Annotated in this window: 7 protein-coding genes; 2 read left to right on the forward strand and 5 right to left on the reverse strand. The window is 64.7% G+C overall.

Annotated features, from left to right (window positions below):
* Positions 1 to 111 precede the first annotated feature (111 nt).
* Positions 112 to 8196: an MG2 domain-containing protein gene (locus tag GA615_RS14475; RefSeq protein ID WP_152052024.1), complete on the reverse strand. Its 8085-nt coding sequence runs from the start codon at positions 8194 to 8196 to the stop codon at positions 112 to 114.
* 391 nt (positions 8197 to 8587) lie between these two features.
* Between GA615_RS14475 and GA615_RS14480 the strand changes: the two genes are divergently transcribed.
* Positions 8588 to 9631, forward strand: a complete 1044-nt coding sequence (locus GA615_RS14480) for an alpha/beta hydrolase family protein (RefSeq protein ID WP_152052025.1) — start codon at positions 8588 to 8590, stop codon at positions 9629 to 9631.
* 199 nt (positions 9632 to 9830) lie between these two features.
* Positions 9831 to 11276 carry a sigma-54-dependent transcriptional regulator gene (locus tag GA615_RS14485; RefSeq protein ID WP_152052026.1) on the forward strand — a complete coding sequence of 482 codons (1446 nt, stop codon included), beginning with the start codon at positions 9831 to 9833 and terminating at the stop codon, positions 11274 to 11276.
* Positions 11277 to 11387: 111 nt separating this feature from the next.
* Here the strand turns inward: GA615_RS14485 and GA615_RS14490 are convergent, their stop codons facing one another.
* The 4 genes from GA615_RS14490 to GA615_RS14500 all read right to left on the reverse strand — a co-directional run bounded on the left by GA615_RS14490 (position 11388) and on the right by GA615_RS14500 (position 15500).
* Positions 11388 to 12278 (reverse strand): DUF3179 domain-containing (seleno)protein, encoded by an 891-nt coding sequence (locus GA615_RS14490; protein WP_152052027.1) that lies wholly within the window; start codon positions 12276 to 12278, stop codon positions 11388 to 11390.
* Positions 12279 to 12317: 39 nt separating this feature from the next.
* Positions 12318 to 14090, reverse strand: a complete 1773-nt coding sequence (locus GA615_RS14495) for a CRTAC1 family protein (protein ID WP_235905436.1) — start codon at positions 14088 to 14090, stop codon at positions 12318 to 12320.
* A 32-nt stretch (positions 14091 to 14122) separates the two neighbouring features.
* On the reverse strand, positions 14123 to 14293 hold the full coding sequence (locus GA615_RS27510; protein WP_161602342.1) for a hypothetical protein: 171 nt from the start codon (positions 14291 to 14293) through the stop codon (positions 14123 to 14125).
* Between the two features lie 184 nt (positions 14294 to 14477).
* Positions 14478 to 15500 carry a DUF1559 domain-containing protein gene (locus GA615_RS14500; protein WP_235905437.1) on the reverse strand — a complete coding sequence of 341 codons (1023 nt, stop codon included), beginning with the start codon at positions 15498 to 15500 and terminating at the stop codon, positions 14478 to 14480.
* Positions 15501 to 15618 lie beyond the last annotated feature (118 nt).

Below are 15618 nucleotides of genomic sequence, written 5' to 3' on the forward strand. Positions count from 1 at the left end.
GAGGTTTTTCGAGAGGGATTCATAACCAATCATGCCATGTCGATCCGACCCGGGCAACTCCAGGCCGGATCGACGTGGCGACTTCCGTTCCCTCCGATCGACATTGCCCAATCAGTAGGCCTTGTCGACCTGCACTCCCTTGCCTCCTCCTTCCTGGAATCGCTGTTCGAGGCGTTCCATTTGCCGGAGCTGATTCGAGCGATTTTGCAGGCGAAGGTTTTCTTCGAGCGAGGCTTCCGCCGGCTCGGTCGGTTCAGGAGTTGGGACCGGGGTTTCGGGAGGCCCAACCGGGGAAACACCTCGGTAGAAGGCGTATTGATCGCCGTCACGACGGGCAACTGCCGTGACCTGACCGCGAACCCCTTCGGCCACGAAAACACCGCGCAGATCGGTTTCTCCACTGAAGAACCGCTCATTGCCCGATCCGATCACGCGAACCTGCACGCCTGGCAGAAATTCGCCGGTCTTGGCGAGACGAACGGTCACGCGAACACGACCGGCCTCTCGTTCTTCCAGCACGTCCAGCTCCAGGGGACTGACCAGCGCGATGCCCGAGGCATAGCGATCGTCTCCTCGAATCATGACCAGATACGCCCCCTCCGATTCGACCGGCAAGGCAATGTCGGTCGATCGGGCATCGAAGTCGATCCCCTCCGAGAGGGGAACGGTCGTCTCAACCAGGGGGGTAATCCCCGCCAGGTCGATCCCGGCGATGTCGTCGAGGCTGCGGCGGGTCAGGTACAACCGCATCAGGTCCACCGGATAGACCGTGACCGCGGCCTCCTTGATGTTGCGCGAGTGGAGTGAGACAGACGGCTCGTCCGCCGGGTTGTCGTCGTCGAGGAAGGCACGAACGACCCCATCGCCACCGGCCGCGGCCTCGGGAGCCCCGGACGGATGAATCTCGGTGATCTCGGGAAGTTCCAGCTCCTCTCGGGTCAGTTGTCGGATGGACCCGGCGGCGTCGGTGAAGCGGTCGGCGACCTGCTCGTAGTAGGAAACGGCCTTCGAGGCGTCGCGGCGGGCGTGGAAGATCTGGCCGAGGATATAAAGCGCCTGCCATTTGTTCGGGCTGGGAATCTCGGCCCCGCGGTCGTCCCGATAGGTGGCGGCGGCAATCGTCTCGGCCACAGCGATGGCGCGGTCGTATTGACCGAGGCGGAAGCGGCCGAGGGCCTCGGAATAGCGGAAGCTATCGAGATAGTTGCTTTTCTGGAAGCGATCGGCGAACCGCTCGGCCAGCGTCACCACGGTTTCATGATCGTTCAGGTCGAGATACGTGTTGACCAGGGCCAGGCTCGCCTCGTCGGCCATTGGGCTGTCGGGAGTCTGGGCGAGGAAGGTTCGCACCAGGCGAATTGACTGCAAGAGCAACTGCGGCGGGGCCACCTCGGCGTCGAGCAGGGTTTGACGAAGGCTCGGATCCTCGCCGGCCCGGATCGCCAGATCCGCCACGACCTGAGAGAGTGCGAAGAAATCACTCTCGATCGACGCGGTCTTCGGCGAGGTTCGCCAGAGGTCGAGTAAATACGCAACCGATTCCAACGGGCGGTCGCGCTGGCGAAGCACCTCACCCACGCGAGCGTCTTCGAGGTAGCTCGCCTCGGCCGTGGCTCGCCAGACGAGATAGGCACGTTCCGACTCACCGATCGCTCGATACGAGCGACCCACGGCGGCGATCTCCTCAAAGGGGATCACGATCTCGGGGGCCTTTTCGCGGAGAATCTCGAAGAACTGGACGATTGGCCGGGGTTGGTCGAGCCGAATGTGCGCGGTCAGGAGCATCCGGGCGGCCTGTCGGGCGATGTCGTCGCGGAGCGTGTATCCGGACCAGAGCGTCCCCAGCGCCTCGGCCGCCTCGGCGAACCGATCATCCTCAAACAGGGCCGAGCCCCGGGCGAACAGCTCATCCGGGGTTGGTCGGTAGGGATCGGTCGAGGATCGGCCGGGTTCCAGCACGGTCAGATTCGTCGGTTCGCCCAGGTGAGCACGGCCCGGATCGTAGGCGCTCCGGATCGAAGGGGGCAGGGCACGGAACGTCCCCGAAAGGTTGCCGAAGACGTCGTACGAGGTCGTCCCCGGGTATTGATCGGGGGCGAAGAAGAGGGTCAACAGACCGTCGTTCACTTCATAATGCGAGGCACTGGTCTGGATCGAATCTTCGACCAGCATCACGCCGGCGGGCAAAGGTTCCTCGATCACGAGGAACTCGCGTTCCCAGGTCGGCTGGCCCGATCGGGTGTACCGGCTAGCCGACAGTTCCACACGAGCCCGACCGCCGAGGGCCACTTGCGACACCTCGTTGCGGAAGGTCTGCGGGTTGACCGCCACCGAGAACCCCGTGGGCAGCGGCTTGCCCTCGAACTCCGGCGCCGCGGCCAGCACCACGCGGCGATCGATCACGAAGGAACGATTGCGCCGATCTTGATCCGGCCCGAACTCTCGGGTGAAACCGGTGAGGGTCACGGCATAGCCGAACGTTCCTCGTCCCTCCAGGTTGAAGCGGACGCGATTGCGAGCGGCAGGGTCGATCGCCTTGCGAGGAACGCGAATCGCCTGGCCTTCGGAACGTCCGGAGACTTCGACGCGGTGGACTTCTTCGTCATTGACGGTGATCACCAGGCGATAATTGTCTCCCGCGGCGTCGGCCTCGCCGAAGACTCGGCTCAGCGCGGCGATCGCCGGTCCTTTCGCCTTGTACGGGTTCCAGCCGAACCCGACCCGCTGCGCCAGGAGCCAGGCGGCGGCCTGATCGACCTCTGCGGCATCCGGTCGCACGCGAGCATAGGCCAGCGTGACCAAGGCCGTGACCTCGGTGGTGGCCTGATGGAAGGGGTGGCGGGTGTCTGCCTCCCAGTAGCGTTGCAGCGGGGCACCGGGTTCGGGCGCGGTCGTCTTCGATCGGGGGCCGAGCACGCCGAGCACCTCGGCGGCGAGACTCGATCGATCGAGGTTTGCAAACGTCAACGCTAAAAACGCCAGCGCACTGTTGGAGAGATCCTGGCGATCGCGGTTCAGGCGGTTGGCCTGCTCGAAGCCGCCGCGTCCTCGGGTGCTCAGGGCGTGGAGCAGGGCGGCCCGCGTCTCGCGATCGCCCGCATCGAGCTGCGCGAACTGCTGTTCCAGCCAGACGACCGCCCGATCCGCCACCGAGCGATCGCTGAGCAAGCCCACCGACTCCGCCATCGAGAGCGACCAGAGGACCGAGCTTGACGTGAGCCGATCGCTCGCAGCGGGCGATTCCGGCCGTGACGGCACCCACGGCCAGCCGCCGTCGTCGTTTTGCAGACCGACCAGCTCGGCCACCAGCCCCCGGATGCGACCAGCCAGCCGGGCGGCCTCGGGCGCATCGGTCCCGCCGACCTTGCGGAGATACACCAGGGCCTCGGTTGCGGCCATCAGATCCGACGCCCGGTCGGCCACCGAGCTCGACGGCGGCAAGCAAATGCGGGCCAGGTCGGGGTCCATGCGGCCCGATCGGAGCCAGAACTGCTGGCCGAGGGCCACTTCAATCAACAGCCGTTGAACCGAAGGCGAGAGGGTAATGAGCATCTCGGGAGCGTCGTAGCGGCGTCCCTTCGGCAGTTCGAGGAAGACGGTGGCATCGTCTCGGCTCGATCCCGAGGCCGAGGCAATCGCCTGCACGCCCCAGGGACGAACGGGAACGGTGGTCGCAATCTCGTCGGCCCGGTCGCCGGCCCGAGCGGTCAGGGTCAGCTCGATTGATGTCGCATCGGGAATCGGGATCGGGTCGAACAGGACCTCAGTCACGCCATCGCCGTCCACCTCGATCGTTTTCGGATCCACGCGATCCTGGCCGGTCGCATACGAGGCCAGTTGCAGCTCGACTCGCCCCTTCACCCCCGAGTGATGCACCCGGGCGAGGAACCGAGGTTGGTCCCCTTCGGTCAGGATGCTCGGCACACTCAGCTCAACGAAGAAATCCTGAGCCACCTGTACGTCGGCCGTCGTTTGCCCGGCGAGCGTGTCGGCTCCGGTCACACCGCGCGCCGAGAACTCGTAGCGCGAGAGGGCCGTCGGCGCGGTGAGAGTCACTCGGGCCGTGCCGTCGTCGCCGGTGACGATGCTCGGGTTCCAGTAGGCGGTTTCGACGAACTGCTGACGGGTGACGGGCGCGGCTCCGTCGAGACGCCCCGCACCCCGGGTCGCAGCCTTTTCCAGACCGAGGTATCCCAACTCGTAACGAGCAGGGGCGTTCTCGCGTAACCGGCGCCCCAGGACTATCCCCTCCTCTCCCATCATGGGAGCTGCGGCATCCGCCGCGACCGCACCGAAGTTTTCGGCCGCAATCCCGGGCATGGCAGGAGCCGCAGCAGGAGCGGCAAACATGCCATCTGGACCTGGCATGCCTCCCATGCCTCCCATTCCTCCTCCCATGCCCATCATCTGACCGGCCTGCTGACGGGCGCTTTCCGCCTCGCGATCTGCGAGGGCTGCGAGTTCCAGCCGCTGCTGTTCTTCAAGCAGGGCATCGGCGATCGGCTCCGTCTGAGGCGCGTAGCGGAAGGTGTTGGTCGCCTCGGTCGCAAACGCTCCGGTGCGAACCTGATCATAGAAGAACGGGCCGATCGGCGGGTGCGGGTCGTCGAACAGCCGCAACAAGGCCCGATCGACGAGCGCGAGCGACAGCTCCGCCTTCACGGGATTGCCCAGCTGGTCGGTCGCGGTCACAACGACCTCAAAGTCTTCACCGGGTCCGACACGCTCTTTCGCCGGCTCGATCGTCACCCGGAGATCCCGCTGTAGAGTGATCTCGGTCTGCGTGGTGTGGAAGGCCGACTCGGCCATGCGGGCCGCGGCCAATGTGACGTTCGGGAACTGGGCATTGTTCGCCTCCCAGGAAACGACGTTCTCACCGTCGTCGAGGGTGACGATGCGATAGTCGAGGATGCGATCGGCCTCCCAGGTCACGAGCGCAGGGCCGGTGCCCGATCGATTATTCAAATTCACCTCGGCCCGCTCACCCACCTTGAAGGTCAGGCGATCGGCCAGGATGCGAAGCTTCTCGGAATCTTCCGAGCCGGAAATCGTCAACGCCCGTTCGGCAACGATCGGGTTCCCGAAGCGGTCGGTTCCCGAAGCTCGAAGGACGTACGAACCGCCTTTGGGATCGTTGATAACCAGGTCAACCGAGGCGGCCCCGGTGGATTCATCGGTGACGAATTTCCGGATCTCAACCCGCCGCTCGGCCATCACCCCCCGCTCACCGACCCGCTTGAGAATCGCCAGCTCCAGCGCGGTCTCGATCGGATCGCCGAGGGCATCGATCGTGCGGACGTTAAGCGGGAACGATTCGCCGTCGAGGTAAACATCGCGGGTGGTAGACAGGTCGATCCGGAAGCCTCGGACGGCCAGCATGGCCGATCCGGTCACAGCCACTCCTTCCTCGGGCAACCGGCCGATGATCACCAACGGCTGTTCCTCGCCGAATCCGGTCGTCTCAAACGAAAATTCATATTCGCCGTTCTCGTCGGTTTCACCCGAGAGTGTGCGGCCGTCGGGCAATTCCACCAGGATCGATCGGCCCGCCAGGGGGGTGCCATACTGATAGCGGGCGACCGCCTTCCCCTCGACCGTCTCGCCACGGAAGTAAACCGAGCGCGGCAGATCGATGGTGAGATCGACCTTGCGCAGCTGATACGCCTGCACCTGAAACGCGCCGGAGAAACTGCTCTTGCCCGGCTGTTCCAGCTTCACCTGATACGAACCGACCGGGGCCGACGAATCGATCGGGATCGACTCGTGGAAGGTGCCAAAGTCGGAAAGCGTCACCTCCTTCTCGATGATCCGCCGCCCTCGGCTGTCGATCACCTCCAGGCGATAGCTCGCTCCCGGCACGTGATCATACTGGCCGTCCTTCACCTCCCGGACCACCCCGCGCAGCTCGACCTGCTGACCGGGTCGGTAAGCCGGCCGATCGGTGTAGAGGAACGCCCTCGGGCTGAGGCCGCGTGCCACCTGCTGCGGCACGCCGAGGCCAGTTCCAGCCACGTGCGGGCCGTCGATCACAAGGTAAGAGAGCGGCGCGCCCGGGTCCCTCGGCTGCGGCCAGTCGGCCAGAACCACGCCATCGTCGCCGGTCGTCTCCTCGACGATGACCTGGCCCCCTTGCGACACCAGGACGCGAGCCCCAGATCGCCCCGACCCCTCGACCATATCCTGCACGAATACAAGCAATTGATCACGCGAGGTCTTGACGATCGCATCCAGGTCGCTGCCGATCACCAGGGTCGTCGCCTGGAGCTTCTCCTCGTCGCTGACCTTGATGACGTGGACGCCCGGGACCTCGACCTTGTCGAGCGTGAACTCATGCTTGATCGGCGCATATTTGGTGAACTCAGGGACCTCGACCGTCCACTCGGCATCAGGAGCAACCAGCCCCACGTCGAGCGATTCGACCCCCTTCAAGGCGTGCTTCTTGCGGAAGTACGACTCGGGGTTCAGCGTAAAGGCTCGGAAGGTGAGGGATTCGATATTCCTGGTCGTGATCTCCAGGAACGGCACCTCTCCCGACCGGAACGTCCGAGGGGTGACGACCGTCAGCTCGGTCGATTCCATGGTAAGAATGCGTTGCCTGGCCCGCGACTGCCAGGGCTCGACGGCCACGCGTTTGTAGCGTTCGATGGCCTGTTCGGGCTGTCGGCGTTCGACTTCCAGCACCTCACCGATGCGATACTGAGCGTGGCCACTCGGCTCGGTGCCGGGAAACTTGCCGATGAGCGTCTCCCAGGCGGCAATCGCCTCGTCAAACCGCTCTTGCTGGGCGAAGCTCTCACCAATCTGCCACAGGAGATCCGGCACCCTCGGATCAAGCGGATACTGATTCACAAACTGCCGGAACGAGGCCCGGGCGTCGTCAAACTGTTCCTTGCGCAACTGATCGTTGGCGATCATGAGTTGCGTGTTGACGATCTCGCGCTGGGCGTCGGCCGATTGCGGACCATCGGGGTACTGGGCCAGATAGCCCCGGAAGGCGTCGATCGCCTCGGGATAGCGTTCTTGCTGCCGAAGGACCTGAGCCACCTGAAAGGCGACGGTCATCCGAAGCTCGGCCAGGTCGTCGCGCGCGGCGTCGGTCGTCACGCGGAACGCTTCCTCGGTGAGGAAGGCGCGGAAGGCGTCGAGCGCCCGCTGGCTCTGGCCGCGAAACTGGGCCGAGGTCCCGATCCAGGCCGCGGCCTTCACGGCTTGCTCGTGCTCCGGGAAGGCGTCGAGATAGCGTTTCAGGGCGGCAATGCCGAGGTCGAGGCTCGTGTCGTCGGGCGGCTGAGGAATGCCGTAGGTCCGGGCGATCTGGAACAGGGCGTCGGCCCGCACATCGACGGCGCTCTGATCTCCCTCCAGATCGCGGGCAAGGTCGGTCCAGGTCAGACGGGCCGGAAGGGTCTGCCCCAGGGCAAGCTGGGCCTCTCCCAGATGGAACCGGGCTCGGGCGAGGTCGTCACCTTCGGGAAAGGATTCAATGTAATCTTGAAATTCTTCCACGGCGCGTCCGTGGTTCCCGCTTTGCTGGCTGGCCAGACCCATACGGAAGCGAATCCGGGCACGCAGCTCGGCCCCTTTCGCCAGCGATCGGGCCTGATCGAGCAGGGCGTGCGCGGCCTCGGGATCGGGCGTGGCGGAAGGTTGCTCGGGCTTGAGCAGGCGATCGGCGAAGGCCACGTACACGCCGGCCAGACTGTCCTTCCGCGCCGGGTCGAGCAAGGTTTCGACCTGGGCTCGGGCCAGAGCCTCGGCCTGTTCGGGGCGATTGGCGGCCAGTTCGGTGGAGGCCAGTTCCGAGCGGAGCTTGGCCGACCATCGGCCGTCGGGGTCGGCGTCAAGGGCGGCCGTCAAGACATCTCGGGCCTGATCCGGCTGTTGGTTGAGTCGGAGCGCCACCCCTCGAATCCAGGCGGCATAGGCGCGACGGTCGGCGTCAGCGTCGTCGGCCGATCCCCAATCGTCGAGTAAGGCGGCGGCCTCGGCGTACTGGCCTTCTTGCAGGCGATCGACAATCGCGCCGGGCAAATCGGGAGCGATCGGTTCGATCACCTGCCGGGCGTCTGGCACCCGCAGGGCCTCGGCGTTCGAGGCGTCCTTCAGGGCTTCCCCTCCCTGTCGCGCGGAGACGGCAATGGCTCCCGACAACACCAGGGTCATCGAGACGACGGCTCGGCCGTGCCAGTTCCTCATGGCTGACGCTCCTTGTTGTGTCCAGCCTTGATGGTTTGCGATGCCTCATCGCAAACCGGTTCGATCGACCGCGCCGGTTGGGACCGGCACCCCGAGGACGTGGCCTTCAGTGTACCACGCCACGCCCCTTTGATCTCACAACGCATGACCACGGGGATGTCTTAGGTCACACTCCGAAGGGATTCGATCGGGAGCGCATTCGACCAGCCACCGGGGCAGGGGACCGGAACGCCTCGGAGGCGCCGCGAGCCGATCGGCCGTTGCCTCGAATTCCGCCAGACCGTACAACAAGGACGATGAACCGGCCGAGATCTGCGGAAAACCCTCCAAAGAATCGTTCGACCGAGCCAAGCTGAGCCAAGCAAGCGTCCCGCCCCGGAGCCGCACCACGATGTACCGTCAGCCCGATTCTTCGCTCAAGGCACCGACTTACGACGACCACACGGACCTCACTGTGGTGATCGATGGCCAGGGGGAATCCCACCCCGTCGCCTCGCCGAGCGATTGGGACGTGAGGCGGGCACACATCCTGTTTCACCTTCAGGAGGTCATGGGCCCGATGCCCGGAGGCGAGCGCCGCGTCCCCCTGGCTCCTGAGTACGGTGAGAAGGTTGCCGAAGACGGCTATACGCGCATTCACGTTACCTATGCCAGCGAGCCGGGCGACCGCGTGCCGGCCTGGCTGTCCATCCCCAACGGCGAGGCCCCCGAGGGAGGCTTCCCGGCCATGATCTGCCTGCACCAGACGGTCCGGTCGGGCAAGGACGAGCCGGTCGGGGTCGATGCGCGGCCCAATCGCTCGTCGGCCAAGGAACTGGCCGAGCGCGGTTACGTCGTTCTGACCCCCGACTACCCGAACTTCGGCGAGTACACGGTCGATCCCTACGCCCTCGGCTACGCCAGCGCCTCGATGAAGGGGATCTGGAACCACATGCGGGGGATCGACCTTTTGGCCAGCCGTCCCGAGGTCGCGTCTGACCGCATCGGCGCCATCGGCCACTCGCTCGGCGGGCACAACTCGATCTTCCTGGCCGTCTTCGACGACCGCGTGAAGGCGATTGTCTCCTCCTGCGGCTACAACAGCTTCCCCTATTATTATGAAGGGAAGATCGCCGGCTGGTCGCACAAGGGGTACATGCCGCGGATCGTCTCGAAATTCGGCACCGACCCGGCGCGGATGCCGTTTGATTTTCCCGAACTGATTGGCGCGCTGGCTCCCCGGCCGTTCTTCTCGAATTCGCCGCTGCGGGATGCGAACTTCGAGGTCAAGGGGGTCCGCGTCTGCATCGCGGCGGCCACGCCGATCTACGAGCTGCTCGGGGCTCCCGATCACCTGGTCGTCGAATACCCGGACGACGAGCACGACTTCCCGCCCGACGTCCGAGAGCGGTCGTACCAGTTCCTCGACCATCACCTGGGCAACCCCCGGGCGTGATCGCATGAGCACGCGAAGGGGGTCAAACGTCTTGACAGGGGGCCTCCGACGCACGATAGTCAGGTACAACGTATCGCATGATGCGCCACCGGGCGGGGTCTTCCCGCCCGTCGCCGGATCGGGGCCGGAGTGCCCCGAGTGGCGAAGCCGGGCCTGCCCAGGAGGGGCCCGGGGGCCTGCTCAACCGGGATGAAGCGCCATGGATCGACGCATCCTCGTGGTCGATGATAGCGAGCTGACCTGCCAGCAGCTCTCGTTGCTGCTCAGCCGACCCGATCGCCGGATCAAGGTCGTCACGAACGGCACCGAGGCCCTCGAACGGATCGTCGACGGCAAGTTCTCGCTCGTGCTCACCGACCTGCGGATGGACGGCCGGGGGATTGACGGGCTCGACCTGATCCGCGAGATCCGCCAGCGCGATCTCCCCGTCACGGTCATCGTCATGACCGCCTTCGCCTCGATCGACGTGGCCGTCGAGGCCATGAAGCTCGGCGCCTACGACTTCCTCACCAAACCGATCGACCCGGATCAGGTCCAGGTTCTCGTCGAGCGCGCCCTGGCCGACCGGAGTCTGCTCGACGAGGTGAACGACGCCCGCGACCGGCTCCGCCAGCGGTTCGGCTTTCACAACCTGCTCGGCACCAGCCCCGGCATGCGCGATGTGTTCGAGCGGGTCGAGCGCGTCGCCTCGGCCCACTGCAACGTCCTGATCACGGGAGAGACCGGCACCGGCAAGGAGCTGGTCGCCCAGGCCCTGCACCTGGCCGACGCCACCCGATCCGGCCCGCTCGTCGCCGTCAACTGCGCGGCCCTGCCCGAGCCGTTGCTCGAAAGCGAGCTGTTCGGCCACGAGAAAGGGGCCTTCACCGGGGCCGACCGCCGCAAGCAAGGCCGGTTCGAGCTGGCCGAAGGGGGAACCCTCTTTCTCGACGAGATCGGCGAGCTGCCCCTTGGCGTGCAGGCGAAGCTCCTGCGCGTCCTGCAGGACGGCACCTTCGAGCGCGTCGGCGGCACCGAGACGTTGCAGGTCAACACCCGCATCCTCGCCGCGACCAACGTGGACCTGAAACGGGCCGTGTCCGAGGGAACCTTCCGCGAGGATCTTTTCTTCCGGCTCAACGTCGTCACCGTCAGCTTGCCGCCGCTCCGCGATCGCCCGGAAGACATCCCGCTATTGGTCGATCACTTCCTCGACCTGCTCCGCGAGCGCGGGTATCCGAAAAAGAGCTTCGCCCGAGAAACCCTGAGCCGGATGGCCCGATACGACTGGCCGGGCAATGTCCGGGAGCTGGAGCATCTGGTCGAGCAACTGGCGATCACCGCCCCGGGCGAGGTCGTTCGCGTCGAGCACCTGCCCCCTTACCTCGCCGAAGGCCCCGACGAGGGCGCGCTCGACCTCAGCTTCGACGTCCGCCGCCCGTTGCACGAGATTACCCGAGAGCTGACCGAACGGATCGAACGCTCCTACCTCTGCGGCGTCCTCGAACGCTACCGAGGCCGCATCGACCGCTCGGCCGCCCACAGCGGCCTCTCGCGCCGGAGCATCAGCGAAAAGCTTCGCATCCACGCCATCGACAAGGCCGACTTCAAGCCCCGCTCCTCGTCCTCGTCCTCGGCACGCCGAAGCGTCGCAGTCGGAGACTAACCGGAGCCTCCGCCCGATTCGCTGACCGATCCGTTCCGGCCCCTCTCCCCGCGAGCGGGGAGAGGGTTGGGGTGAGGGGTCCCTGGCGGCTCCGACCCGGTCCCCGAACGATCACTCCTCCGGAATCGGCTGCGAACGATCGTTGCCGATCAGAACATCCGTATCCGGATACTGCCCGACCCACTCACCCCAGGTGAGCCGTTCCAGGGTTTTGTGCGCCGGCAGCCGGGTGCCGACGTATTCACCATTGACGCAGGTCAGGGCCGAGCCGTCGGGCTCCTCCAGCCAGAGACTCTTGGTTTTCCGATCGTAGAACAACGGAACCTTGTCATCGGTCGCGTACCCGGTGGTGCCGAGCGTTACGGGTGTTCCCTCGATGTCGCGCCGGTAGATGCGGACAGTGTCTGGTCCTCGGGCATAGACAATTGCGATGGGAGTCTCGCCGTCGACATCGTTGACGATCTCAACCTTCGTCAAGGCCCCCATCGGATAGGCTCTCGGGCCAGACTCCAGCACCACGCCCACCACCTCATTCCGATCGCCGATGTTCTGGGCAATCTCCCCATCGGGAGCTTGGAGGATCGGGTAATCGACGCCCGGAATCGAGTCGCGCCCGAAGCCTCCCTGGAGGATCATCGGGTCGAACTGCGCGTCGGTCACATCATAAAACTCGGGAGTTTCGCCGTCGCCGATCGAGGCAAAGAGCAGTTTTTTCCCGTCTTCCTCGAAGTGAAATTGAGGTGGTCGGGAATTGTATTCCTTCCGGTAATTCAGGCCGAGGTATCCGACCGGCGCCGACAGGTCGCGGTCTTCCACCGCAAGCTGATATTCCTTCACCTGTTCATACAGGTCGGCCCCGACCAATTTCCAGAACAGGAATCCCCCCAGACCGATGACCGCCAGGCCGATCACGCTTCGTCGCAGCAGTGACGAGGAACGAGAAGGCGCCGGAGGCGTGGCGGGAGGAGGTGTCGGCGTCGGTTCGACAGGTTGTTGGCTCATCACAGTTCGCCTTCGGAACGGGAATCGAAGGAAATCGGATCAGTCCTGAAACGGACGACTCGTCATGGTCGGGCCGTCCTGATGGATCGTCAAGCACGTCTTGACGTCAAGGTTGTCGAAGCGGTCTTCCGAGCCGTCGGGCCATCGGACCCGCAGCCGGTCGATGGTCGAGGCGTTGCCCAGCCCGAAATGCAACCGAACATCCGACGCGGCCAGAATACTCCCACCGCGGCGAACCGTCCCTTTGAACGTGCGGCCCCCGGCCTCCAACTCGACCCGGGCCCCAATCGCCTCCAGGTTCGGCCGGCGGCCGACCAGCCGGAGCATCACTGCCGACCCTTCGGATGATCCTTCGTTGATCAGCATGCGCAAGGGGCCGTCGATGGTCGAGATCACCAGGTCGAGATCACCGTCGTTGTCCAGATCGCCGACGGCCACCGCTCGACCCGACCGAATGGAGTCCAGGTCGGGCCCCCACGAGGCTGTCACCTCTTCCAGCGTTCTCCCCTCTCGATTGCGCAGGAAGATCGCCGGCATGTCGTAGTGGGCATCGGGCACGTTGGGATAGACGTGCCCGTTGGCCTGAAACAGGTCGGGCCAACCGTCGGCATCGAAATCGGCCAGTACCAGCCCCCAGCCGACGAACCCGCCCGTCAGCCCCCAGAGCGAGAAATCGCTCGCACGATCCGCGTAGAGATGATCGCCGAGGTTCGCGTACACGCGGCTCCCTTCCTGCCGGAAGTTGCTCAGGGCCAGGTCGAGCCGTCCATCGCCGTCGAGGTCGGCCACATCGACGGCCATGCTCCCTTCGGCAATTCCATAGGTGTTGTACGCGACTCCGGCCGGAACGCCGATCTCCTCGAAGCGCCCCTCGCCCAGGCCTCGGAACAGCTCATTGGCATGGGTATCGTTGGTCACGTACAAATCCAGATGCCCGTCTTCGTTCAGATCGACCAGCAGGGCCGACATCCCCTTGTTCGGCGCCCGAAGCAGCCCGGCCCGCTCGGTCCAGTCCTCAAACGTACCGTCCCCCCGGTTCCGCCAGAGCCGGTCGGTCTGGCCCGGCAAGGTCGCCGGTCCCTGGAAGACCGGCACACCGGGCAAATAATCGTTCAGGGCAGGGGGGTGAAGGGGATCGACCTCCAGGTAGTTCGTTACATAAAGGTCAACCCATCCATCTTCGTCCACATCTCCCCAGGTGGCCGAAACGCCCCAGCTCGGGTCGTCGATCCCGGCGGCTCGGGTCACATCCTCGAACGTGCCGTCTCCCCGGTTCCGCCAGAGCGTGTCGGGACCATGCTGCACCACGATCAGGTCCGGGAAGCCGTCGGCGTCGAAATCGGCCACGGCCACCCCCTGGGCCCATCCGGTGTGCCGAAGACCCGAAATTTGGGTCGTGTCCGACCATTGTCCGGGGCCGTCGTTGCGGAACAGCCAGGGACCACCGGCCGACCGCACCGCTCCCTCCCGAACCTCGCTCCCACCGGCGACAAAGAGATCGAGATCGCCGTCGGTGTCCATGTCGAACAGGGCGACTCCCGTCCCGATCGCGTCGAGTACGCAATGCTTTCGCGGGTCGCCGGATCGCGTCACCACGTCGATCCCGAACTCAGGGGCACGGTCCACGAACCAGGGGCCGACCTCAGGCTTCGAAATCGGAGCCCGAGCCGGTCTTGCTCCGCTCCGATCACCAACAGCGCCATCGGTCGCCTTGCGACACCCGAGCATCGTCAGCAGAACCGCCCCGACCCCGAACACCAAAAAACGATGGAGGAAGGCCCGAGTCGGCCTTCCCCCTGGGAGCAAACCCATACAATGACACTCCCTCGATCTCATGCGAGATCTTACATCTCACCCCCGTATTCCTTGGTCGCCTCCTTCTCGGCTTCCTCGAAATCAATCTCATCAATCTCGACCGGCGGCGGCGGCTTCTCACCACAACCGGGAAGGCTCAGGACCGCCATCAGGGAGGCACCAATCATGAAACCGAGCGCGTTTCGTCGGAAAAATTGCATCGCGACGTGAACCTTTCAAGGAATTTCGAACGAGGAAAATCTCCGAGCAATGCATGACAACCCTGCCTGATTGCACCAATCAGAGCTGAGCCATGCATGGGACGACCCTCCCCACCCCGAGCGATCGGGATGGGAATGGGTCGTGAACCAATCGCTGCGCGTGCGTGGGCCAATCCGCTCGCAATCAGAACTGATCGGAGCTGACCACCTCACCGCCAACCCGGGTGCTCAGGGCCATCCAGGTCGGCAGCGCGACCGTTTCTTTGAAGAACTTCACACTGCCGTCGGCCATCACCGCGTTGGCGCCGCCCGGGTGATACGACGAGGCAGGCTTCATGATGAACCACCAGTCCGACGGACGGCAGCAGGTCTGATTCGGGGTCCGAATCGAGTTGAACCAGTTGCGCCAGATCGAACCTTCGACCCAGGCGTAACCTTTGTATCGCCACGATCCGCCCCAGGGAATCTCCCCAGAGCCCCAGTCAATCTGATTGCACGCTGTCACCGCCTCTTGAACCGTCGAGGTATTGCTCAGACCAACCGCCTGGTAGCAGTCCGAGACCTTCGTCCGGGCCGCTCCCACCACCAGCGGGCCATTGGCCACCTCGGCGCACAGCAGGGTGTTGCTGGTGCCGTCCTTGATCGATGCGAAGTTGACCAGGCTCAAGGCGTTGTTCGGCAGACCGCCGATGGTCGCCTCGGTACTATTGTTCCGCCCGTACGATCGGCCGAACAGGCCGTCCCACTGCTGGGTGCGAGGATACCACGTTCCCGAGTTCCAGGCGTAATTCGAGGCCCAGAACTGAAATGCGTCACTGGCGTACTCGGTGTAAATTTCTGAGGGGCACACGTAGGCACTGATCTTGGTCCGGCCCACGGTAATGGTCGCCGGGTCGGTCCAGATCCAGCGCACGCCCAGGTTGAAGTTGAACGAGTCGTACACCTGGGTCTGCTCCAGGAACGGCAGCAACCCCACCTGAGGCGACAGCCCGCCGGGCATCTCGCCCATCGGGAACGCTCCCCAGGTGTCATGATAGTTGTGCACCGCCAACCCGATCTGCTTCAGGTTATTCGTGCACTGGGCCCGGCGAGCCGCTTCACGCGCACTCTGCACGGCCGGCAACAGCAAGGCGATCAAGACACCGATAATGGCGATGACCACCAATAACTCGATCAACGTGAAGCCGCGACGTTCTCGATGATACAAGGTCGCTCTCCTGTCAAAAGGGACTCCGAGACAACAGCACGCCTGACGCATGAAGCCAGGAGCATGCCTGACATCACCCATGCGCAACCTACGGACATACTGGCGGAAACGAGCAGGG

The organism is Tautonia marina (assembly GCF_009177065.1).
GTDB lineage: Bacteria > Planctomycetota > Planctomycetia > Isosphaerales > Isosphaeraceae > Tautonia > Tautonia marina.

Excerpts from the sequence above, each read along its gene's own strand:
- GA615_RS14475 (WP_152052024.1), bottom strand. The coding sequence starts at position 8,196 with ATGAGGAACTGGCACGGCCGAGCCGTCGTCTCGATGACCCTGGTGTTG.
- GA615_RS14495 (WP_235905436.1), bottom strand. The coding sequence starts at position 14,090 with ATGGGTTTGCTCCCAGGGGGAAGGCCGACTCGGGCCTTCCTCCATCGT.
- GA615_RS14485 (WP_152052026.1), top strand. The coding sequence starts at position 9,831 with ATGGATCGACGCATCCTCGTGGTCGATGATAGCGAGCTGACCTGCCAG.
- GA615_RS14490 (WP_152052027.1), bottom strand. The coding sequence starts at position 12,278 with ATGAGCCAACAACCTGTCGAACCGACGCCGACACCTCCTCCCGCCACG.
- GA615_RS14480 (WP_152052025.1), top strand. The coding sequence starts at position 8,588 with ATGTACCGTCAGCCCGATTCTTCGCTCAAGGCACCGACTTACGACGAC.
- GA615_RS27510 (WP_161602342.1), bottom strand. The coding sequence starts at position 14,293 with ATGCAATTTTTCCGACGAAACGCGCTCGGTTTCATGATTGGTGCCTCC.